We start from the raw sequence: 21,362 nt of genomic DNA on the forward strand, positions 1-21,362 counted from the left end.
ATGGTGGTCCAGCGGCCCGGCAGTGCGGCCCGGGCCGGGGAGGGAACAGCCGGCTGCTGCCCGGCGTCAGTCACGGTGGAGCCCCTGATGGTTGACGATGCTGTCCACAATGCCGAGTGCGGCGTCGACGGTCCCGGCGAAGTCGAGCTCCGAGGAGTCCAGCGTCACCACACCGTCGGCGGCCCGGGTGAAGTTCACCACGGTCGAGTCCTTCGCATCGCGCTGGGTGACCTGCGCGGCGAGCTGTTCGGCGCTCTGGCTGCCGCCGAGCTGGATGCCCCGGCGGCGCAGGCGCGCCTCTTCGCTCGCGGTGAGGAGCATCCGCACCTCGGCGTGGGGCGCGACGACGGTGGTGATGTCCCGGCCTTCGACCACCATGCGGCGGTGGTGCTTTTCGATCAGCTCGCGCTGCCGGCGGATCAGTTCGGTGCGGGCGCCGAGGGTGGTGGCGACGGCGCTGACGGCGGCGGAGATCGACGGCTCGCGGATCGCGAGGGTGACGTCGGCGCCGCCGACCAGCACGTATTCCTCCCGCGGGCTGGTGCTGATGTCCAGAGGGAAGCTCTTGGAGGCTGCCTCGACGGCGGCGCCGTCGTCCAGGTCCGTGCCGCTGTCCAGGCAGAACCAGGTCAGGGCACGGTACATGGCGCCGGTGTCGAGGTAAGCCAGTTTGAGCCGGCGTGCCACCTCTCTGCTGACGCTGGACTTGCCCGATCCGGACGGCCCGTCGATGGCGACGACAAGGCTCTTTCCGGGGCGCATTACGTCCACGGTTTCGATAAGTTCCTGGGTCATTACTGGAGTACCCGCCATCCACGGTCATTGAGGGCTTCGATTAACAGTTCGTGCTTGTTCGGCAGCACGGAGATTTCCGCCATGCCCACGTTCTGTCCGGAGGAGTGGTCCAGCCGGAGGTCCTCGAGGTTGACGCCGATCTCGCCGATCTCGGTCAGCAGCCTGGCGATCTGTCCGGGCGTGTCATCCACCAGGACCGTCAGCCAGGAGTAGGCCTGCGGCGGTCCGCCGTGCTTGCCCGGGATGCGGGCCTGGCCGGCGTTGCCTTCGCTGATCAGCTGGGCCAGGTCGAGCCGGGCGCCGGGCGCTGTCGGGTTCTCAAGCGTCCCGATGAGCCGGTTGAGGTCCTCGCGGAGGCCGTGCAGGATCTCCACGACCTTGTCCGCGTTCGCGCCGAGGATTTGCACCCACAGGGTCGGATCACTGGCCGCGATCCGGGTGACGTCCCGCAGGCCGTTCCCGGCGAGCGACAGCGCGTGCAGGGGGGTGCCCTGCAGCCGGCTGGCCACGAGCGAGGACACCACCTGCGGCACGTGCGACACCAACGCCACGGCCTCGTCGTGTTCCTCGGCGCCGAATTCGGACACGACAGCGCCCAGGTCCGCAGCCAGCGCACGCGCCGCCTGCAGCGCCCGGGGCAGGGTCTCGTCCGCGGGGCACAGGACCCACGGCATCGAGGTGAAGAGCTCGCCGCGGGCTGCGACAGGGCCCGACTTTTCACGGCCGGCCATCGGGTGGGTGCCCACGTAGCGGCCGAGGTCAGCGCCCCGGGCCCGGAGCTCGGCCAGGATGGCCGCCTTCACGCTGGCGATGTCCACGACTGTTGCCGCCGGGTAGTCCCTGAGGGCGCGTTCCACGACGTCCGCCGTGACGTCCGGCGGCGCGGCGACCACCACGAGTTCCGGCTGCTCGCCGTCAAGGCCCGCCAAAGGCAGGCCCGCGCCGATGTCGACGGCGACGGCCTGGTTGGTGGGCGAGGGGTCGGAGAGGAAGACTGCCACTCCGCGGCCCCGCAGCCCCAGCCCGATGCTGGTGCCAAGGAGCCCGGTCCCCACGACCACCACCGGACCGTTGAGGTGGCCGCGGCCGTGGGTGCGAAAGGCGGACATGCCTAGAGCCCTACGGATGCCAGCAGGTGGCCGACTTCCTGCTTGCCGAGGTTGCGGATGCTGCCCTGGCGCTGGTCGCCCAGGCCGATGGGGCCGACCTTCACACGGACCAGGCGCAGCACCGGGAAACCGACAGCGTCGAAGAGACGACGGACGATCCGGTTCTTGCCCGAGTGCAGCACGACCTCAATCAGGACGTGGCCCGGGGTGGAGTCCACCAGCTTGAAGGAGTCAACCGATGCGATGCCGTCCTCGAGTTCGACGCCGGCCTTGAGCTCGGCGCCGATGCCCTGCGGGAACGGCCCGCGGACCTGCACCAGGTAGGTCTTGGGGACTTCGTAGGAGGGGTGCGTCAGGCGGTTGGCGAGTTCGCCGTCGTTCGTCAGCAGCAGCAGCCCCTCGGTGGACACGTCGAGGCGTCCGACGTGGAACAGTCGTTCGCCGTGGCTGTTGCGGACGAAATCGCTGATGCAGGGACGGCCGTCCGGGTCTTCCATCGTGGAGACAACGCCCTTGGGCTTGTTGAACACCATGTAGACCATGTTCTCGTCGAGCTGGATCCGCAGCCCGTCCACATGGATCACGGCGTTGGTCGGGTCGACGCGGACGCCGAGCTCGGTGACGACCTGGCCGTCGACCTCAACCCGGCCCTCGGCGATCATCTCCTCGCAGACGCGCCGTGAGGCGACGCCGGCCGAGGCCATGACCTTCTGGAGGCGGATGCCGTCCTGGTCGTGCAGGTCGGACTGGGGCACGTCGGCGCGGGGGCCGCGCTTGCGGGCCGGCTTGCGCACGGGGCCGAGGTTCTGGCCGAAGCGTTCGCTGCCGAAGGCGCGGGGGCCGGCGGCCTTGGGGGCGCCGGTGCGCGGCTTGGGCTTGAGCGCGCCGGGGGTGCCGGGGGCCTTGCCGAAGCCGGGCTTGCGGGCGGCGGCCTTGCGGGCTGCCTCCTTGCCGGAGGGCGCCTTGGACTTCCAGTCGCCGGAAGCGGGCCGGGCTGCCGGCGGCGTGCCGTCAGGACCCTGCAGGTCCGGATCGATGAAGGCCTCTTCGCGGGGCTTGGGGTGCTTGAAGGGGCGGTCCGCGCCGCCCTTGTAGCCCGCTCCCCCGGCGCGGCTTCCGCCGCCCTGCGCGCCGCGGCCTGAGCCGCCCTTGTAGTCGGCTCCGCCGCTGCGTCCTGCGCCGCCCTGTGCGCCGCGGCCTGAGCCCTGCGCTGAGTTTTGTCCGGCACTGTTGCGTCCCGAACCGTTACGTGGTGAACCCTGGCGTCCCGCCTGTGTCATGACCCGTCCTTCGTTTGTTGGCCGACGGCCGCTGTCTCCCGACAACACCCGCCTGCTGGGGCAAAAAGCTTCTGCCCTGGTGGTTACTGGTGCGCAGGCAGTTGGTCCTGCCTACATTCTTGCTGCGTCGTAGAACTCTTCGATGCCTTCCAGCCCCGGAAGATGGGGTGAAAGTTGCGGCAACTCCGCCACCGAGCCGATTCCCATCCGCTCCAGGAAATACGACGTCGTGCGGTAGAGGATGGCCCCGGATTCAGGATCTGTTCCCGAGTCCTCGATCAGTCCCCGCTGCGTCAGCGTCCGCACGACAGAGTCAACATTGACTCCTCGAATTGCAGACACCCGCGCCCTTGATACGGGCTGGCGGTAAGCGATGACGGCGAGCGTTTCGAGCGCCGCCTGCGTCAGCCTGGCTGTCTGTCCCTCCAGCACGAATCCGCCGACAATATCGGCGAACTCAGCGCGGGAATAGATCCGCCAGCCTCCGGCGATATTCCGCAATTCAAAGCCCCGGGGGGTGGCGCCGAAGCCGTTGAAACTGGCGTCGTGCACATCCGGGGCATTAACAGTATAGCCGTTATACTCCCGCTGCAGTTCCGCGAGCAGTTCCTCGACGACGTCGGCGGCCAGGTTCAGCCCGGCGGCGAGTTCGGCCGCCGTCGCCGGCTCGTCGATCACCATCAGGACTGCTTCAAGGGCGGCCCGCGCGCCGCCGGGGAGGACGTCAAGGTCCGGGCCGTCGACCCCGGCGGCGTCGTGCGCTCCGCCGTCGGCGGCCGCCTGCCCGGCCGCCTGCCCGGCTGCCTGATCTGGTCCGGTATGGTTCACGGCTGCTCCTCGTATTCTTCGCTCAGTGTGTCGCTGCTCCAGGCCCCGATGCCGGCCGTCCAGCGGACGGTCAGGTCCCCCAGCGGCTGCAGCTGCTCGAAGGCCACCGCCTTGTCCCGGAACAGTTCCAGCAGGGCCAGGAAGCGTGCCACCACCACGAGGCTGGATTCGGCATCCGCGATCAGCGCGCGGAAGGTGAGCGGGGCGCCGCGCTGCAGCCGGAGGCTCATCAGTTCGGCCTGCTCCCTCACGCTGACGGGGGTGCCGTGGAGGTGGGCGAGGCCGACCTCGGTGGGCGCGGCGTCCTTGGCCGCGAGGGCTTTCCCGGCCAGGGCGGCGAACTGCTGCGGGGTGTGCTTCCAGAGCAGCTCCGGCAGCAGCGCCGCGAAGTGCCCTTCGAGCGCGACCTGCCGCGGATAGCGGCGGCCCTCAAGCTCGAGGGTGGAACCCATCATGCCCGCGACGTGCTTGAACGCCTTGTATTGCAGGAGCCGCGCGAACAACAGGTCGCGGGCCTCCAGCAGCGCAACGTCGTCCTCGTCCTCTACCTCGCCGGCGGGCAGCAGCCGGGCCGCCTTGAGGTCGAGCAGGGTGGCGGCGATGACGAGGAATTCGCTGGCCTCATCCAGCGCCCATTCCTCGCCCAGGTTCTGCAGGCGCTTGATGTATTTGATGAACTCATCGGTGACGGTGGACAGCGCAACTTCCGTGATGTCCAGCTGGTGCTTGGAAATCAGGCCCAGGAGGAGGTCGAAGGGGCCGGTGAAGTTGGCCAGCCGGACCTCGAAGCCGGGCTTCTTCCCGGCCGGCGAAAGCTCCGCCGTCGGGGTCCCTGTCGCTGCCACGGCCCTGACTAGGGCGCGCCGCCGCGCGAGATCAGTTCTTTGGCCAGGTTGCGGTACGCGTCGGCGCCGATGTGGTTGCCGGCATAGCTGGTGATCGGCTCGGCCGCGACGGTGGCGTCCGCGAACTTGATGGACCGCTTGATGACGGTTTCGAAGACCTTGTCACCGAACGCCTCCACCAGGCGGGAGATCACCTCGCGGCTGTGCAGGGTGCGGGCGTCGTACATGGTGGCCAGGACGCCGTCGACCTGGAGCCGCGGATTCAGCCGGTCCTGGACCTTGTCGATGGTTTCCACCAGCAGCGCGACGGCGCGCAGCGCGAAGAACTCGCAGATCAGCGGGATGATGACGCCGTGGGAGGCCGTCAGGGCGTTGACCGTGAGCAGGCCCAGGGAGGGCTGGCAGTCGATCAGGACGACGTCGTAGTCATCCTCGACCTTCTTCAGGGCCCGGTCCAGCACCTGTTCGCGGGCGACCTCGTTGACGAGCTGGACCTCCGCGGCGGAGAGGTCGATGTTGGCCGGGAGCAGGTCCAGGTTTTCCACGCCGGTCTTGTGGATGGCGTCGCGGATGTCGACCTTGCGGTCCATCAGGACGTTGTAGACCGTGAGGTCCAGTTCGTGCGGGTTGATGCCCAGGCCCGCGGAGAGGGCACCCTGCGGGTCGAAGTCCACGACAAGGACCCGGCGGCCGAATTCGGCCAGCGCGGCCGCAAGGTTGATGGTGGAGGTGGTTTTCCCCACGCCGCCCTTCTGGTTGACCATGGCGATGACCCGCGCGGGACCATGGGAGGACAGCGGTGCCGGCTCCGGAAAGTCGCGTTGAGGGCGCCCGGTGGGGCCCATGACGGCGTCTTCCAGATCGAGTTCGGTGCCTTCCAGAGTTGCTGAACCCTGTTCGCTGCTCACGTATCTATCCACACTTTCGATGACGGTGATGGTCGTGCCTGGTGATTGTCGTGCTTGATGTTGCTGCCTGCGTGATGTTGCTGCCTGCTTGATACCTGCGCCCGGGACTTCCGGCGCCGATCTCGTTCCTCCCAAGGTTACAGCGCCCGACACGGTATTCCGCGGACCTTGACAGCGGGCAAACTTTGAGCCTCAACCTTCTGGTAGAAGTCGAAGGTTCGTGCCGCGGCGCGAAAAACCGCCCGGACGCTGGCTGGCGTCCGGGCGGTCATTGGTGGTTTGTGAGGGGCGCTGGAACAGCTCAGGCGTTGGCCAGGGCGGGCTGTGCCGGTGCCGGTGTTTCCTCGTGGGCGCCGTGTCCGGCGATCATGGTCTGCTCGTCGAACGGTTCGTTTCCGGAGAGGACCCGCTCGACCTGGGCGCCGTCGATCTCCTTGACCCAGGTGCCGATCAGGACGGTGGCAACGGCGTTGCCGGTGAAGTTGGTCAGGGCACGGGCCTCGGACATGAACCGGTCGATGCCGACGATCATGCCGACGCCGCCAAGGAGTTCCGGCTTGTGGGCCTGGAGCCCGGCAGCCAGGGTGGCCAGGCCGGCGCCGGTGACACCGGCAGCGCCCTTGGAGGCGATGATCATAAAGATCAGCAGCGAAACCTGGGCGCCGAGGTCCAGCGGGGTGCCCATGGCGTTGGCGACGAACAGCGAAGCCATGGTCAGGTAGATGGCGGTGCCGTCGAGGTTGAAGGAGTAGCCGGTGGGGACCGTGACGCCGACGACGGGCTTGGACACGCCGAGGTGTTCCATCTTCGCGATCAGGCGGGGCAGGGCGGCTTCGGAGGACGAGGTGGAGAAGATCAGCAGGTATTCGCGGCCGAGGTACTTCATCAGCCGGAAGATGTTGAGGCCGGCGACGACCTTGAGCAGGCCGCCGAGGATCACCACGATGAACAGCGCGCAGGTGATGTAGAAAGCGCCCATCAGGGTGGCCATGCTGAGGATGGCCTGCACGCCCGTGGCACCGACGACGGCGGCGATCGCGCCGAAGGCTCCGACCGGGGCCAGCCACATGATCATAACCAGGATGCGGAAGACGAGCGCCTGGCCGTAGCCGACGGCCTTGAGGATCGGGGCGCCCTGGGTGCCCATCTGCTGGAGGGCGAACCCGACCAGCAGCGCGGCGAGCAGGGTCGGCAGGACCGGGATGTCACCCGGGATGATGCCCAGCAGGAACTCGACCGTGCTGTCCGTGGCGGCCTTCCTGCTCGGGTCGTAGGGGGCGAGCTTGAGGCCCTCGCCCGGGTGGATCAGGTTGCCGACGACGAGGCCGATGGCCAGCGCGAAGGTGGACATCACCATGAAGTATCCCAGGGCCAGGCCGCCGACCTTGCCGACCGTGGCCGCCTTGGCGATCGAACCGATGCCCAGCACGATGGTGCAGAAGATGACCGGGCCGATCATCATCTTGATGAGTTTGATGAACCCGTCGCCCAGCGGCTTCAGGGACTTGGCGAACTCGGGGAACAGCAGCCCGACCAGGGCGCCGAGGATGACGGCCGCGATGACCGCAATGTAGAGATAATGGGACTTGTCGAGACCCTTGCGCTTCTTGACCGGCGTCACTGCCGACTCTCCTCGTTGAGAGGTCATGGTGTTCTCCTTGGATAGGCTGGACGTCGGTGCGGCACAGTCTGTGGGCCCATCGCGTCCGTTCTGCGTGTTCCACCATCATTGGGGATTCAGTGACGCGCATCACCGTTGCGTTCATATTGGTCATGGAAGGTGTGGATGATCCACCGCTGGAGCATCGCCAAACGGCTGTTTGTGGCCCACCTGCTGTTCATGGTGACCCTCACGGCGATCGTCGGGACGGCTACGTTCGTTGATGCGCGCGACCACGCCTACGTCGAGGCCGGCCGGCGGATGGCCGCCGTCGCGACGGCAGTGGCGGACAGCCCCCTCGTCCTGGCGGCGGCGGACGCCGCGGACCCCACCGCCCTGCTACAGCCGTATGCCCTGAAGGTGACAGCGGACGCAAACGCGGATTTCATCACAATCATGGCGCCGGACCGCACCCGGTGGACCCACCCCCGGGAGGAGGAACTGGGTAAGCCCTATATTGGCTCGATCGACGCCGCCCTGGGCGGGCAGGTGTTCACCGAGATTAAGGCTGGCACCCTCGGCCCCTCGGTGCGCACCATCGCCCCGGTCAAGGACGCGGACGGCACGGTCCGGGCGCTGGTTGCGGCCGGCGTGACCGTGAACACCGTGGACGTCGCCGTCTCCGGCAGGCTGCCGGCGCTCGTGGCCATCGGGCTGGCCCTGCTGGCCGGCGGAGCGGTGGCGTCCTGGCTGCTGGGGCGGTACCTGCGCCAGGTCACCCGCGGCTGGGGGCCGGAGCAGCTCGCCCAGCTCTTCGCCTACTACGAATCGGTCCTGCACTCGGTCCGCGAAGGAGTCATCCTGATCGACCCCAAGGGCAAGGTGGTGATGTACAACGACCAGGCCGCTGAACTGCTGGGGCTCACTCCCCACGCGTCCGACGGCGCCGGCGCACCGGCCGGCGGCGGGCGGCAGGAGGCGCCGTCGCTCGCTGAGCTCCCGCTGCCCCCCAGCCTCAGCGAGCTGTTCGAATCGGGCCGGACCGCCCTTGACGAAATCCACCTGACCGGCTCACGGATCCTCGTGGTGAACCAAGGGCCGGCCGTCGGGCCCGGTTCCGCCGGCGGGCGCGGCAGCGCGGCGGTGTACGGGACCGTGGCCACGATCCGCGACCGCACCGAAATCGAGTCGCTGGGCAGCGAGCTGGAAACCATGCGCACCCTCTCCGATGCCCTGCGTGCCCAGACCCACGAGCACGCCAACCGGCTCCACACGATCGTCTCGCTGATGGAGCTGGGGCGCGGCGCGGAAGCCCTGGACTTCGCCACCCAGGACCTGGAACTGAGCCAGCGGCTGACCGATGATGTGGTGGGCTCCCTCGATGAGCCGGTGCTCGGCGCGCTCATCATGGGCAAGGCCGCGGAGGCGCACGAGCGCGGCGTCGAGCTGACCCTGAACACCGCGGGGACCGGGAGCAGCCCGGCCGGGGTGTCCGGGCTGGCCGTGCAGGACCTCGTGGCGATCCTGGGCAATCTGCTGGACAACGCGATCGACGCCGCGGCCGAGGCCCCGGCGCCGAAACTCGTCGAGCTCACGGTGGAGACGTCCGCCGGGGCCCTGGAAATCACGGTGGAGGACAGCGGGCCGGGTATCGATCCGCAGGCCGTCGAGGACATCTTCCGGCACGGCTTCAGCACCAAAACCCCCGGGCCGTTCGGGCGGGGCCTCGGCCTGGCCCTGGTCCGCCAGGCGGTGCAGCGGCTCGGCGGTACCATGACAATCACCAGCCCGGCCGGGGCGCTGTTCCGTGTCACGCTGCCAACGTCGCCGGCGGCATTGCCGGCATCATTGCCGGCGGCAGCAACGCCGGCATCACTGACCAGCAAGGAACAGCAATGAGCGACATCCGTGTCCTCGTCGTCGAAGACGAGCCCATCGCGGCGGCCGCCCACGCCGCCTACATCGGCCGGCTGGAGGGATTCACGCTGGCGGGCACTGCCCCGGACGGGCAGTCGGCGCTCCGGCTGATCACCGACTTCGCGGCGGCGGGTACACCGGTGGACCTGGTCCTGCTGGACATGAACCTCCCGGACCTGCATGGCCTCGACATCGCCCGGCGGATGCGTGCCGCCGGGCTGTTCGCGGACATCATCGCCATCACCGCCGTCCGGGAACTGAACATCGTCCGCAGCGCGGTGGCCACCGGCGTCGTGCAGTACCTGATCAAGCCCTTCACGTTTGCCACGTTCGCGGACAAGCTCACCAGCTACCGGCTCTTCCGGGAGCAGCTGGCCTCCCCTGCCGCCGGGCACAGCGGCCCCGGCGCGTCGCAGAGCGAGGTGGACCAGGCCTTCGCGAGCCTGCGGGCGCCCTCGGAGCTGCCGCTGCCCAAGGGGCTGTCCGCGTCCACGCTGGAATCGGTGCAGGACTTCATGAAGCTGCAGTCCGGCGCCGTGTCGGCCAGCGAGGTGATGGACGTCCTGGGCATGTCCAGGGTGACCGCCCGGCGTTACCTGGAATACCTCGCCGACGCCGGCACGGTAACCCGGGCCGCGCGCTACGGCGCGCCCGGTCGGCCGGAGAACGAGTACCGCTGGAGGCAAAACTAAGCGGACGCACCTTCCTCAGTGTCGACGGACACCGCCACATTAACTGCCTGTCATTTTCAGTACTCCCCTGCACAGCCTCCCGCGTGTTTCCAAGGTTGTGCAGGCCGGTATTGGCGTTGAATTTTCTGTACTTCCCTGCACGCTTCGCACCTCTCGCTCAGTACTCCTGCGCACAAGTTATTCTCAGGGGCGTATTGGTTTGCCCGTCCTGCGTTGCCCGCGTTCAATTGCCCGGTAGACCGTGGAGCGACCGACATTAAACAGCTCGGCCAGCTCTGCCTTGCTGTGTTCCCCCGCGGCGTGTAGTTCGAGGAGGTGGTTTTCCTGTTTGACGGTGAGTTTCGGTTGTTTCCCTCGTAACCGGCCCTTGGCCTTGGCAACCTTCATTCCTTCGCGGGTGCGCATTCGGATGAGGTCGGCTTCGAACTCCGAGATCATCGCCAACACGTTGAACAGCAGTTTGCCCATCGGGTCAACGGGGTCATGGACGGATCCACCAATGCTGAGTTTGATTCCGCGGTTAGCGAGGTCATCTGCAATTTCGTGGGCATCCCGGACGGAACGGGCCAGGCGGTCAAGTTTCGTGACGACGAAGGTATCCCCCGCCCGGCACGCGGCAAGGGCTTCGCGAAGTCCGGCACGGTTCTTGTTTGTGCCAGTAAAGCCGTGGTCAACATAAATCCGTTCAGACTCAACGCCAAGGGCAGCCAGGGCATCACGCTGCGCAGTGAGGTCTTGCGCCTCGGTGGACACGCGCGCGTAGCCGACCAGTATTTCGGACATAAAAAATAGTGTCATACAACACCCCCTTACCGGTCAATTCACCGGACGGGTCATACGGGACGCTGATGGACCCCAGCTCGCAATGATGCATGTCATTTTCAGGAGTCGTCTGCACTGGATGTCAGAAGACGTGTGCACCCGAACGCTAGGGTGAGGGCCACGATTTGGCGTGCATCCTTCTCGTGGGCTGCTGGACCGCCAGGGGGCTTGCCCGCCCCGGCACTGTGACCGTCCGAGAGTTCCTCGCCAGAAGGCTCTGGTTTCCCGAAGGTTTTCTCCATTCCCTTGGTAAATAACCGGTGCCTGTCCTAGTGTCAGGGCTATCACTCTTTTGGGGGGCCGGGCTTTCATCGTAGAACGCCTGCTTTCTTTTCGTAGAAAGTCCGTGGGGGAAATGAACAGTGCACATCGCCGGCGCGAGCCTGCCCGTTTTCAGCCAGTTTCCGCCGCCGCACTCGCTTTCCGGCGCTTTCTGGGCATCCTGGCCGCTCTGGCTGTGGCCCTGTTCGGGTTCGTGGTCCCTGCCTCGGCCGCGCCAACAGCCCAGGTAAATACGGCGGTCAGCACCGGCCCGGCACCGACCGTGGTGGGCATGCAGTCCACCCCTTCAGTGGAGGCCGGTGTCTTTGTCCCGGTGCAGGGCCGCGCCGTGGATACCCGCACGGGTTTGGGTGGCATCACCGGACCGGTTGCGGCCGGCACATGGTATCCGTTCCAGATCCTCGGGCGGGTAGGGGTGCCGACTATCGGGGTCGACGCGGTGCTGGTGAATCTGACCGTCGTGAACGGGTCCACGGCAAACGCGGCGCAGCTGGTGCCCAACACTGCCCGTCACCGGGACACCACGGTCCTTTTCTCCGGCTCCAATGACACGATCTCGAACTCTGCCGTCGTGGCCGTCGGAACCGACGGGATGCTCGCGCTGTCCTCTTCCACTTCGCAGCAGTTCATCGTTGATGTGCAGGGCTATTTCACCGCCGGCGATACCCCGGCCCCTGGCGGATTCGTTTCTGTTCCTACTTCCCGGGTCATCGATACCCGCAACGGGACCGGGTATCCGGCCGGCGCCTGGTCAGGGTCCGGTATTAAGAGCCTGACGCTGAAGGGCAAAGGCGGCGTCCCGGACACGGCCACAGCAGTGTTCGCCAACATCACGGTCATCAACGACACGGACATCGCGCAGCTTGGTTTCACAACGCTGCCCGGCGGCGGCTTCGCACCCAACCCCGCCGGGCCAGGCACAGGCCTCAGCTTCCGCGGATCAGCGACCACGGCCGTCGCGGCGGTGCTGAATCTGAACGCGGAGGGCGTGGTGGATATCAAGCATGATCCTTCCTACGCCACCGGCTTCCACGTGCTCGTGGACATCCAGGGCTACTTCGACGGGCAGGTCTCCACGAGTTCCTTCACCACGGTCGAATCCCGGCTCTACGACTCGCGAATCCCCAACACCCCGATACCGGCCAACACCACCGTTGAAGTCCAAGTCGGCGGGGTCGGCGGGCTGCCCGCCGCGTCACCCAGTGTCGCCGGTGTCGTCATGAACATCACCCCGCTGACCTCCGGCTGGGGCTTCCTCACGCTGTGGCCCTCGGACGAGACGGAACCGAACCTTAGCTCTGTGAACTACACTGCTGACTCGGTCTCGAACACCATGGTGGTCAGGCCCAGCGCCACCACGGGCAAGATCAAGATCAAAAACACCGGATCCAGCACGGTTCACATCGTGCTCGATTCCCAGGGCTGGTTCGCCAACGCCAACCTCCTCCCGCCAGTCACGGTCAACGGGACCGAGTCCGGGGCCCGCGGCAAGGCCTCTATGCTCAGCCACACGCTCACCGACTCCTCCAAACTCGCGATCAACCCGACCAGCGGCAACGTCGTGCTCACCGGCAGGCTGCTCCACGTCCGCGGCGTCGGCCAGGACATGAATGTTGCCTGGCGGTACAACTCCAGGTACGACCACCGCCCCACCCTGTCCATGGGCCGGCTGGAAACAGCGCTCAGGTTCGACCCGGCGAACGGGAACATGATCTACACCGCCCCGGACGGCGGCTGGTACACCTTCACCGCCTCCGGCAGCACCTACACCATGCCCCCGGAGATAAACGCCTCCCTGACGAAGGTCTCCGCCGCCGAGTACCGGATCCGGTTCAACGACACCGGCACCACCAACGTCTACCAGGACGACGGCACCACCTTCGTGCTCCAACGCTCCTTCGACGCGAACACCACCAACCCCAACACCGTCACCTACACCCACAACAACGGCCGACTCACCCAGACCACGGACACCCAGGGCCGCACCGTCTCCTACACCTACGGCGACAGCAGGAACCTCAACCAGCCCTCGGCCGTCAAGGACAACTCGCTGAACCGCACCATAGCGATGGAATACGGCGGCGGCGAAGGACGGATGTCCAAGATCACCGACGCCACCGGCGCAGTGACCACCCTCGGCTACACGGGCGGGAAACTCACCTCCATCACCGACGGCCGGACCAACACCACCACCGTCGCCTACGCCACCGACTCCTGGGTCAACACCATCACCTACGGCTCCGGCTCACCCGCCGCGGCGACCTGGACCCTCAGCCACAACACCGGCCCCACCCAGTCCTTCCTGACCGATCCCAACAGCAAACAGACCACATTCACCCTGGATGCCAGCAAGACCCGGGTAACGGGCACCACGGACCCGAACGGCAACACCGGTTCGACAACGTTTGACGGGCACGACAACCGCCTCACCACCACCAATGGCGTTGGCCAGACCACGACAGCCACCTACAACCCGAACAACAGCCTCACCAAAATCACCTCGCCGGCAGGTACGGCCGGGGGAACTGGCGGGGAGGTTTCCGTCACCTACCCGACCGCCGCGGGCGATCCTCTGCTGAACTACCGGCCCAACACCAGCATCAGCAGCGAAGGCCACGCCAGCTCCATCCAGTACGACCCGAACACCAAAAGCCCGTCGGCGATCATCACCCCGGATAACCTCGGCGGCACTCCGCAACGCTTCTACCAGGGCGACGCCGCCGGAACGACCTGCGGCGCCAAACCCGGATCGCTCTGCCGCTCCACCGACGGCAACGGCAACGACACCACCTACACCTACGACACCGCCGGGAACCCGGTCACCATCACCCGTCCCTTGCCCCTGGGAACCATCACCAACACCTTCGACGCGGCGGGCAGGATCGCGAACAGCAAAGACGGCAAGAACCAGACAGCGACCTACACCTACGACGCCAACGACCGGCTCACCCAGACCCGCTACGGCGCCACCTGCGCCGTGGCGACCTGCGTCAGCTACGCCTACGACCCCGCCGGAAACCTCACCACCCGGACCGACGCCGCGGGCACCACCACCTACACTTGGGACGCACAGAACCGCATCACCAGCAAGGCCATCGGCGGAATAACGACCTCGCTGACCTACGACGGGGCCTCCAACATCCTCACCTCCGTAGACCCCCTCGGGACGGTGGCATACCGCTATGACGCCGCGAACCGGCTGACCGCCCTCGCCGAGCCCGGCGGCAGCTGCCCGACGACCCCTGCCTTCCCGAACGCCACCAAGTGCACCGGCTTCGACTACGACAACGCCAACCGCCGCACCGCCACCAAATACCCCAACGGCGTCAAGAACACCACCATCTACGACAACGCCGGCCGGACCACCTCCATCACCGCCACCAACACCGGCGCCGGAGTCCTGGCAAAACGCGACTACACCTACACCCTCAACGGCACCAAGGACGGTGGCCAACGCAAGACCATGACCACCGACACGGGGGTCATCACGACCTACGGCTACGACAAACTCAACCGGCTCACCTCAGACATCACCGGGAGCAGCACCGAGACCTGGGCCTACGACCAGAACGGCAACCGCACCCTGGCCACCAAGACCAGCGCCGCGAACATCCACTCAGCGTTCAACGCCGCCGACCAGCTCTGCTGGACCGGCCCAGCCACCGGAACCTGCGCCACACCCCCGGCAGGAGCCACCAGCTACGCCCACGACGCCAACGGCAACACCACCACCGCCGGGACCACCACCAGCGCCTGGAACGTCTTCGACCAGCTCACCTCCACCACAGCCGGCGGCACAACCACCAACTTCACCTACGCCGGACAGAGGAACGACGAACGCACCACCGCCGGAGGAACCAGCTTCCTCAACGGCACGCTCGGCACCACCCGGCAAACCACAGGCGGGGCCAGCACCTCGTTCATCCGCGACCCCAGCGGTACGCTCATCAGCATGCGAAACAGTGCCGGGGCGAGCTTCTACTACACCACCGACGCTCTCGGATCGACTATCCTCCTCACCGACAGCGCGCAGGCCAAAGCCGCGACCTACAGCTACGACTCCTGGGGCAAGACCACGGCAACGGGCACACAGGCCGCCGCCAACCCCTGGCAGTACGCCGGCGGCTACAAAGACACCACCACCGGATACATCAAATTCGGCGCCCGCTACTACGACCCCACGGTCGGCCGCTTCACCCAACCCGACCCCTCCGGACAGGAACAAAACCGCTACCTTTACGCCGCAGCCAACCCCTGCAACCGCAATGACCCGACGGGTCTTGACTCGGGTGCCTGCCAGATTTCCTCGATAGGTCTCGCATTCGGAGTCTTGGGCATCATCGGGGCTTCCGCATCCATTCCGGTTACCGGTCCCGTCGGGTTCTGGGCCGTCGTTGGACTCACGGGAGCACTATTTGGTGCAGCCGCCGGCGGCACCGGGGTCATACACAACTGCTGACCAGCTTTAGGGAAGGAAAAATGCTGAGCCGCTTCTTTATCGCCGTTATGTCACTTCTAACAGTTGCCGGCGTGATGTCCATAGCAGCAGCCTCTGACACTGCAGGTCAGGTCATTGGCGTCGTGATGACTCTATCCGGTCTTGCTGGTGTTTTTGCCGGGATTATGTCGAGGCGGCAGAGGAAAGGCTGAGGTTTTGCGAATCTACTGGAGCCTGCACCACCGCCTGCCAGATGCAGCTGCGATGCCGTGTATCAGGAGAAGGACCTTGGATCGTTTCCTGTCGCTGGTGTCCTCGTATAGGCCGCATTGTTTTTGATTCATGTACGACGGGGACGAGCGCGGGGTCAATACAAGATTCACATCTAACTAAAGACCGTTGAGGCCTCGAGCCGCAGCCCCACAGCAAAGTCAGCTAGCTGAAAGTAGTCTTTGGCCGTCGGGTCGCAGTTCCCCGGTTGGTGAGACGTGACGGTAGAGGGTTTGGCGGGTGATGCCAAGTTCGGTGCAGAGGTCGCTGATTTTGGTTCCGGGTTTGCCCATGGATGCCATGGCGAGTCGGAGTTTCGCGGGGGTCATTTTGTAGGGGCGACCACCGTTCCTCCCGCGGGCTCGAGCGGAGGCGAGGCCGGCGATGGTCCGTTCCGAGATGAGTTCCCGTTCGAACTCTGCGAGGGCAGCGAAGATCCCGAAGACCAGCTTGCCGGAGGCGGTGGTGGTGTCGATGGCGGCGCCCTGCCCGGTGAGGACCTTCAGCCCGATGCCGCGTTCGGTGATTTCGTGGACGATGTTTACCAGGTGGCGCAGGTCCCGGCCGAGCCGGTCGAGCTTCCAGACGACCAGGGTGTCGCCCTGACGGAGGGCTTTGAGGCAGGCGGCCAGTTGGGGTCGGTCGTCCTTCTTCCCGGAAGCCATGTCCTCGTAGAGGGAATCTTCGGCGATCCCGGCGGCCAGGAGCGCGTCGTGTTGCAGGTCTGTTGTCTGGGAGCCGTCGGTCTTTGAGACGCGCATGTATCCGACCAGCACCGATTTCTCCTCTGTCATTTATACGTTCGTTTAAGTGACAGCGTGATTCCAAATCGAAGTGGAATCGGAATATGTCACTTAACCCGTTAATTATTCTACGTCAGGCAAAGGGTCATTGATTCTCTGTTCGTGACAAAAAGTCCAGGGGTATCTGAAGCTCGGCGAAGGTTTGCCGGAGACTGCCCACGGATTCTTCACTCCGGCATCCGTACCGTGCGAAGTCGTAGAGCTGCTGCGCGACGAGCGGGTCTACTTTGGCTGCTGCGATGCAGACTTCCAGTGCGTCCGTTGTCTGCTTCCAGAGCTCATCGAGAGTCGGCTTCTCCTGGGGGGTTGCTGTCAGTGGTCCACGCGGGGTTCCGTCGCTGATCCGGGGGTTCGGTTCGGGACGCAGGAGGTGCGCGGAGGTACCCAGAGCAGTCAGTGAGCCCGCTTCGATCAGTTCCATCGCGGCGGCGGCTGCTTCGAGCAGCTGCTGCTGGGCAGTCCAATGAAGGGTCTCGAACGGCTGCCACGAATACAGGCCAGCCCGAAACGGGTGACCGCAGTGTTCCCAGACACGACGAACGTCGTCCAGTTGCCGGCCATATCGTCCCTGCGCGGTGGTGAGTTCGTCCAGGAGGGTCCGCAGCAACCGGAACCAGATGCCGGCGTGAACCGGATACCAGGGAAGGTCAACGGAACCGGTCGTTATTGCCTGCCAGGTCCGCCGGTCCATGAGGGACACCGACTCCGGCAGCGGCCGCTGGTCATGGGCGGGAGTTGCCCACAGAATGTAATCCGGAGGGTGTCCTTCGTAGGTTTCGAGCCGGCGCCCGTGTACCAGGCAGCTGGCCATGAGCGGCAATTGCCAGACGAGCAGGAGCGCCGGGCTGGATTCCAGGCAGTCCGGGCATCCCCGCCGCGCCCCGGTTTCCGGCAGCCATGGCAGCCACTTCCGCGGAGTATAGATATTGCGCCGATTCGGTGGCAGGAGCACCGAGAGCTGGTGCACATAGGTTTCGTAAGTGCCGGGGGCAGGGTCGAGGCTGTCGAAGAGCCATGGCACCCATCCGGCCATGGTCATGGCGATTTCGCGTTGTTGGTCAAGGCCGGTGCGCTTGGCTAGCTCTTCGAGCAGGTGCGTCGGCGGGTTCAGATCCAGCTCGGGGTCGCTGAGTTCCCTTTGGCCCAGTCCGTGTTCGAGCAGCGCGTAGGAATACATGCCGTAGCTGGCGGCGATCCGACGCAGCCAGGAGGACAACGATTCCATTTCTACAGGTGCCGGGTGCAGGGGCCAGCGTTCCGGTGGTCTCATCTGAGTTCGCGTTCGAACTTCCGGCGCCGGACGCTGGGACCGTCGTATTCGGCCAGCGTCAGCGTCCGGTGGTTGATGGATTCTTCGCCGCTGTCCACGGCGGCTACTGCGGCTTCGGTCAGGAGCGACGTGAGCTCCCCGATGGTGCCCTCGCTGCGGGTGAGGAGGTAGCGGGCCATGTCATCGGCCGCCAGATTCGAGCGCGTGCGCAGCGGGAACGAGGATGCGAAGCTGGCCAGCAGGGACAACAGGTCTGCATCGGCCTCCCACAAGGGCAGCGTCATGGGCTCAAACCGGTTTTCGAGCTGGTCATCGGAACGGATCGCGAGATAGGCCTCACGGGTCCCGACCCCCACCAGAGGGATCCGCAGCTCGTTTCCCAGGAAGCGCAGCAGGTTCAGGAATTCACGCCGGACATCGGCCCGGCCGGCCAGCACATTGTGCAGTTCGTCAATCACCAGAATCCGCACACCGACGCGGCGCAGCACGGCGAGGGTGAGCTGTTCCAGGTCAGCTACGCGCCGGCGCGGTCCCGTGGGCGCACCGAGCGCTGCGAGGACGGCCGTGTAGAACCGCGGGATGGACGGTTCGGAGGGCATCTGGACGCACAGGACCGGAATGTGTTCCTGATCTGCGGTGGAGTGTGCCGGGTGCTGGCGGTGGAACCGTTCGATGATCATGGACTTGCCGTTGTTGGTCGGTCCGATCAGCAGGAGGTTGGGCATGCGTTGTTTGCCGGGCCAGTCATAGAGTGTTTCGAGCCGGGTGAGGGTCTGGACGGCCCGGGGGTAGCCGATCCAGCGGTCCGCCCGGATGCGCCGGATCCGTTCCTCCGCCGGCAGGCGGGCCATGGCTTGGGCCCAGGGCTGGAGGTGGGACAGATCCGGCGGCGGGTAGTCATCGATGTTCACCACTGCTCGACCTCGTCAAAAGGACGGGCTGCCGCCTCGTCATTCGTGGGCGGGAGCATTTCATCAGGTGGAGCCGTCGGGTTCTTCACGGCTCCGGAGGCCTGGAGGTGGCGCCTCCGTTGCAGGTCCCGGCGTGTTCTGCGGGTTGTCCGTTGGGCCGTGGCGGTGATCTCGCGCATCTGATCGATCATGCGGAACAGTGCTTCCTCGTTGACCTGGTCGTGTCCCTGCTGGCGGAGCCGCGCCAGTGCCTGCCGGTGTTCCCACAAGGTGACCGCGGGGTGGGAAACGGTTCGGTATGGGACTTCCACATAGGCCGTTCCTTCCGGTTCCAGCACCCAAACCCTGCTGATGTCCCGCGGGTCCCGCCGGATGATGAATTTTTCCTCCCGGTCCCGCCGTGCGATCCAGGGTTTGAGCACGTTCGCGAAGTAGTGGACGTGGTCGATGACAAAACCGGTGCGGGTGATTCGGCGCCGGATGACCGGCAGGAAATCCACGAGAAACGCGGCGGGGTGTGCAACGACAGGCTGCGCACCGAACTCTCTCACGCCCTCGTCCCAGCGCCCGGCGGGTGTCTGGTTCAGGGATCCGTGGATGCTGCCGTGGTAGCCGGCGACCGCTAAGGCCAGCCAGCGTTCCAGCTCCGTCAAGGTCAGGGCGGACCTTTTGTCCGCATCGTAACCGCCCCGCTGTCCCGGGTTCGAGAAAGTCGTCCCGGGCAGTTCATGGACCCGCTGCATCACCGTGCCGATGATGCGCTCCACGATGCCGCCGTAGTGCGGTCGCCCGAGTGGCCGGTAACTGAGTTTGATGCCGTGCTGTTCGCAACCGCGGCGCAACGCCTCGCTCTTGAATTCCGAAGCGTTGTCCAGGAACAACGCCTTGGGCTTACCGCTCATTGGCCAGGCCGCGTCCACGCCCAGGCATTCCAGCCAGGGCCGCTTGTCGCAGGTCATATGCGCGATGCACAAGCCCACCGACACCGCAGACGGCGCCTCCAGGGTCACGACCATTCCCAGAATGCACCGGCTGTAATTATCGATAGCAACCGTCAGGTAGGGCCGGCCGATGGGCTGCCGGTCCCTGTCATCGACGACAATCAGGTCAATCACGGTGTGATCGATCTGGACCTGGTCCAACGGGGCCACGGTCTCCGGCACCTTCCCGCCGGCCGACTGCAAGGACCGGGCGGCGTCGCTGCCCTCACGCCTGCGCCTGACTTCCACGGGATGCAGCGCCTCGATCCGGAGGGCGACAGTATTCCTTGCCGGCGCGGTCAACCCCTGCGTCTTGCATTCGCGCACAATTTGGCGGTGCACGACCGCGAGGGACGGCTTTTGCTTCGTTAGGTAAGCCTTCCGGATGACTTCCCGGATCACGGCTTCCACAGGCTCCGGCAGGCGCCTGCCTCCCCGGCCACCGGCGGAGCGGCCCGGGGCCAGGTCCGTCAGCAGGCCGGCGCCCTTTCGACGCCTTCCGATGAGGGTGTAGACCTGCCGTCGCGACAATCCCAATTCTTCGGCCGCGCTGTCCGCCGCCCCGTGGGTGACCGTGGCCATCGCCGCCAAAGGGGCGATGACCTCGTCCTGCTGGCGCAGGCGCTCCCAAGCCTCATCCGACATGCCCAACAGACCCCGCTCCAGGATCTGCGGGTCATTCGATGTCATGACGAGCGCGGACGGTGCAGACGACTCTTGACCATGATTCAGGCTAGTGCAGGCGGCTTCTGATGGAAATGCCGGCAGTGCAGATTACTTCTGACAAACGGATGTCAACAGTCCTGTGCACCGGGGCCATACTTCCGCATGAAGTGGTGCAGACGACTTCTGAAAACGACAATGCAGATCAGCGGCGTGTGCAACCGGTGGAGGACCGGCTTACGGGCGGTGTCTGCTGCCTGCCTTTCCGAGACTCGCGAGCTAAGGTTCCCGATCCACTGCCCTCCGCTCTCAACTGTGGCGACGCCGTGGAGGGCCTATCGGGCCCACCCAAGGCGGCAGCGGCGTGGCTTCAGAGAGTGCAGACACCATCGGGACCAGAATCGGACGGATGGACGACGAACAGCCGGTGACACTTGTGGCGAGCAGATTCGAGGAATGGGCGGACCACTATGCCCGGTTCGCCGCGGCGATCCTCGAAGTGCTCCCCGAAGCCCACTGCGAACACATTGGTTCGACTTCCGTGCCCGACCTGCCGGCGAAAGATGTCATAGACGTGATCGTTGGGGTCAAGGTTTCGAACGTTCAAAGTGCAGCCCGGGCGCTGAAAATGGCGGGGTTCGACCTCGAGGGGATGAAGCCCGGCCATTACTGGCTCGCGTGGCCAAGCCGCCGCCATCGGGAATCCGTGGTGCACGTCGTCGCATTCGAAGGCACTGAATGGTCTGCACGCATCGCGTTCCGGGACCTGCTCAGAGCAGATCCGGCGGCCCGCGCCGAATACCTTGAGGCCAAGAAGACTGCAGCCGAGGCAGCTTCGGGATGGAGTGACTACACGGCCGCCAAATACCCCATCGTCGCGCGCCTTCTAACGCGGGCCACTCGAATGCCCTGACGACGCCCAGCGCCAGGTCCGGCACGGAGAATTTGC

The 21,362-nt window shown here is 65.9% G+C and carries 16 protein-coding genes; 4 read left to right on the plus strand and 12 right to left on the minus strand.

The genetic code is table 11. From position 1 onward, the window contains the following. Positions 1-66: 66 nt before the first annotated feature. The 7 genes from cmk to QK291_RS15980 form a co-directional block, all read right to left on the minus strand. Positions 67-795 (minus strand): (d)CMP kinase, encoded by a 729-nt coding sequence (gene cmk / locus QK291_RS15950; RefSeq protein ID WP_282383644.1) that lies wholly within the window; start codon positions 793-795, stop codon positions 67-69. Further along, positions 795-1,904 carry a prephenate dehydrogenase gene (locus tag QK291_RS15955; RefSeq protein ID WP_282383645.1) on the minus strand — a complete coding sequence of 370 codons (1,110 nt, stop codon included), beginning with the start codon at positions 1,902-1,904 and terminating at the stop codon, positions 795-797. The genes cmk and QK291_RS15955 overlap by 1 nt, the downstream gene beginning before the upstream one ends. Positions 1,905-1,906: 2 nt before the next feature. Continuing rightward, complete coding sequence (locus tag QK291_RS15960; protein ID WP_282383646.1) at positions 1,907-3,184, minus strand: pseudouridine synthase; 1,278 nt, start codon at positions 3,182-3,184, stop codon at positions 1,907-1,909. 111 nt (positions 3,185-3,295) lie between these two features. Further along, positions 3,296-4,012 (minus strand): SMC-Scp complex subunit ScpB, encoded by a 717-nt coding sequence (locus tag QK291_RS15965; protein ID WP_282383647.1) that lies wholly within the window; start codon positions 4,010-4,012, stop codon positions 3,296-3,298. Then, the gene (locus tag QK291_RS15970) at positions 4,009-4,857 is read right to left on the minus strand and encodes a ScpA family protein (RefSeq protein ID WP_282383649.1); all 849 of its coding nucleotides are present in this window, start codon (positions 4,855-4,857) and stop codon (positions 4,009-4,011) included. Before QK291_RS15970 ends, QK291_RS15965 begins: the two co-directional genes overlap by 4 nt. Before the next feature lie 8 nt (positions 4,858-4,865). Next, positions 4,866-5,765, minus strand: a complete 900-nt coding sequence (locus QK291_RS15975; protein WP_226762358.1) for an AAA family ATPase — start codon at positions 5,763-5,765, stop codon at positions 4,866-4,868. 301 nt (positions 5,766-6,066) lie between these two features. Continuing rightward, positions 6,067-7,413, minus strand: a complete 1,347-nt coding sequence (locus QK291_RS15980; RefSeq protein ID WP_282383651.1) for a cation:dicarboxylase symporter family transporter — start codon at positions 7,411-7,413, stop codon at positions 6,067-6,069. Between the two features lie 138 nt (positions 7,414-7,551). Between QK291_RS15980 and QK291_RS15985 the strand changes: the two genes are divergently transcribed. Next, complete coding sequence (locus QK291_RS15985; protein WP_282383652.1) at positions 7,552-9,264, plus strand: sensor histidine kinase; 1,713 nt, start codon at positions 7,552-7,554, stop codon at positions 9,262-9,264. Then, positions 9,261-9,974 carry a response regulator gene (locus QK291_RS15990; protein ID WP_282383653.1) on the plus strand — a complete coding sequence of 238 codons (714 nt, stop codon included), beginning with the start codon at positions 9,261-9,263 and terminating at the stop codon, positions 9,972-9,974. Before QK291_RS15985 ends, QK291_RS15990 begins: the two co-directional genes overlap by 4 nt. A 183-nt stretch (positions 9,975-10,157) precedes the next feature. Here QK291_RS15990 and QK291_RS15995 read toward each other — a convergent pair whose 3' ends face one another. Beyond that, complete coding sequence (locus QK291_RS15995; protein WP_282383680.1) at positions 10,158-10,757, minus strand: recombinase family protein; 600 nt, start codon at positions 10,755-10,757, stop codon at positions 10,158-10,160. Positions 10,758-11,151: 394 nt separating this feature from the next. Here QK291_RS15995 and QK291_RS16000 point away from each other — a divergent pair, with 394 nt between their 5' ends. Next, positions 11,152-15,537 (plus strand): RHS repeat-associated core domain-containing protein, encoded by a 4,386-nt coding sequence (locus QK291_RS16000; protein ID WP_282383654.1) that lies wholly within the window; start codon positions 11,152-11,154, stop codon positions 15,535-15,537. A 410-nt stretch (positions 15,538-15,947) separates the two neighbouring features. Here the strand turns inward: QK291_RS16000 and QK291_RS16005 are convergent, their stop codons facing one another. The 4 genes from QK291_RS16005 to QK291_RS16020 all read right to left on the minus strand — a co-directional run bounded on the left by QK291_RS16005 (position 15,948) and on the right by QK291_RS16020 (position 20,440). Then, positions 15,948-16,562, minus strand: coding sequence for a recombinase family protein (locus tag QK291_RS16005; protein ID WP_282383682.1), 615 nt, complete (start codon positions 16,560-16,562; stop codon positions 15,948-15,950). A 112-nt stretch (positions 16,563-16,674) separates the two neighbouring features. Next, positions 16,675-17,859, minus strand: coding sequence for a TniQ family protein (locus tag QK291_RS16010; RefSeq protein WP_282383655.1), 1,185 nt, complete (start codon positions 17,857-17,859; stop codon positions 16,675-16,677). Continuing rightward, positions 17,856-18,764: a TniB family NTP-binding protein gene (locus tag QK291_RS16015; protein ID WP_282383684.1), complete on the minus strand. Its 909-nt coding sequence runs from the start codon at positions 18,762-18,764 to the stop codon at positions 17,856-17,858. The genes QK291_RS16010 and QK291_RS16015 overlap by 4 nt, the downstream gene beginning before the upstream one ends. Positions 18,765-18,766: 2 nt before the next feature. Continuing rightward, positions 18,767-20,440 carry a DDE-type integrase/transposase/recombinase gene (locus QK291_RS16020; RefSeq protein ID WP_282383656.1) on the minus strand — a complete coding sequence of 558 codons (1,674 nt, stop codon included), beginning with the start codon at positions 20,438-20,440 and terminating at the stop codon, positions 18,767-18,769. Between the two features lie 382 nt (positions 20,441-20,822). Here QK291_RS16020 and QK291_RS16025 point away from each other — a divergent pair, with 382 nt between their 5' ends. Then, positions 20,823-21,326: a GrpB family protein gene (locus tag QK291_RS16025; RefSeq protein WP_282383657.1), complete on the plus strand. Its 504-nt coding sequence runs from the start codon at positions 20,823-20,825 to the stop codon at positions 21,324-21,326. Positions 21,327-21,362 lie beyond the last annotated feature (36 nt).

Source organism: Arthrobacter sp. AL12 (genome assembly GCF_029960645.1).
Lineage (GTDB): Bacteria > Actinomycetota > Actinomycetes > Actinomycetales > Micrococcaceae > Arthrobacter.

What these genes read in the sequence shown, in the direction of transcription:
- QK291_RS15990 (WP_282383653.1), top strand. Translation starts at nt 9,261, where the DNA reads ATGAGCGACATCCGTGTCCTCGTCGTCGAAGACGAGCCCATCGCGGCG.
- cmk (WP_282383644.1), bottom strand. Translation starts at nt 795, where the DNA reads ATGACCCAGGAACTTATCGAAACCGTGGACGTAATGCGCCCCGGAAAG.
- QK291_RS16020 (WP_282383656.1), bottom strand. Translation starts at nt 20,440, where the DNA reads ATGACATCGAATGACCCGCAGATCCTGGAGCGGGGTCTGTTGGGCATG.
- QK291_RS15980 (WP_282383651.1), bottom strand. Translation starts at nt 7,413, where the DNA reads ATGACCTCTCAACGAGGAGAGTCGGCAGTGACGCCGGTCAAGAAGCGC.
- QK291_RS16025 (WP_282383657.1), top strand. Translation starts at nt 20,823, where the DNA reads ATGGACGACGAACAGCCGGTGACACTTGTGGCGAGCAGATTCGAGGAA.
- QK291_RS16000 (WP_282383654.1), top strand. Translation starts at nt 11,152, where the DNA reads ATGAACAGTGCACATCGCCGGCGCGAGCCTGCCCGTTTTCAGCCAGTT.
- QK291_RS15955 (WP_282383645.1), bottom strand. Translation starts at nt 1,904, where the DNA reads ATGTCCGCCTTTCGCACCCACGGCCGCGGCCACCTCAACGGTCCGGTG.
- QK291_RS15995 (WP_282383680.1), bottom strand. Translation starts at nt 10,757, where the DNA reads ATGTCCGAAATACTGGTCGGCTACGCGCGCGTGTCCACCGAGGCGCAA.
- QK291_RS15960 (WP_282383646.1), bottom strand. Translation starts at nt 3,184, where the DNA reads ATGACACAGGCGGGACGCCAGGGTTCACCACGTAACGGTTCGGGACGC.
- QK291_RS16010 (WP_282383655.1), bottom strand. Translation starts at nt 17,859, where the DNA reads ATGAGACCACCGGAACGCTGGCCCCTGCACCCGGCACCTGTAGAAATG.
- QK291_RS15985 (WP_282383652.1), top strand. Translation starts at nt 7,552, where the DNA reads ATGATCCACCGCTGGAGCATCGCCAAACGGCTGTTTGTGGCCCACCTG.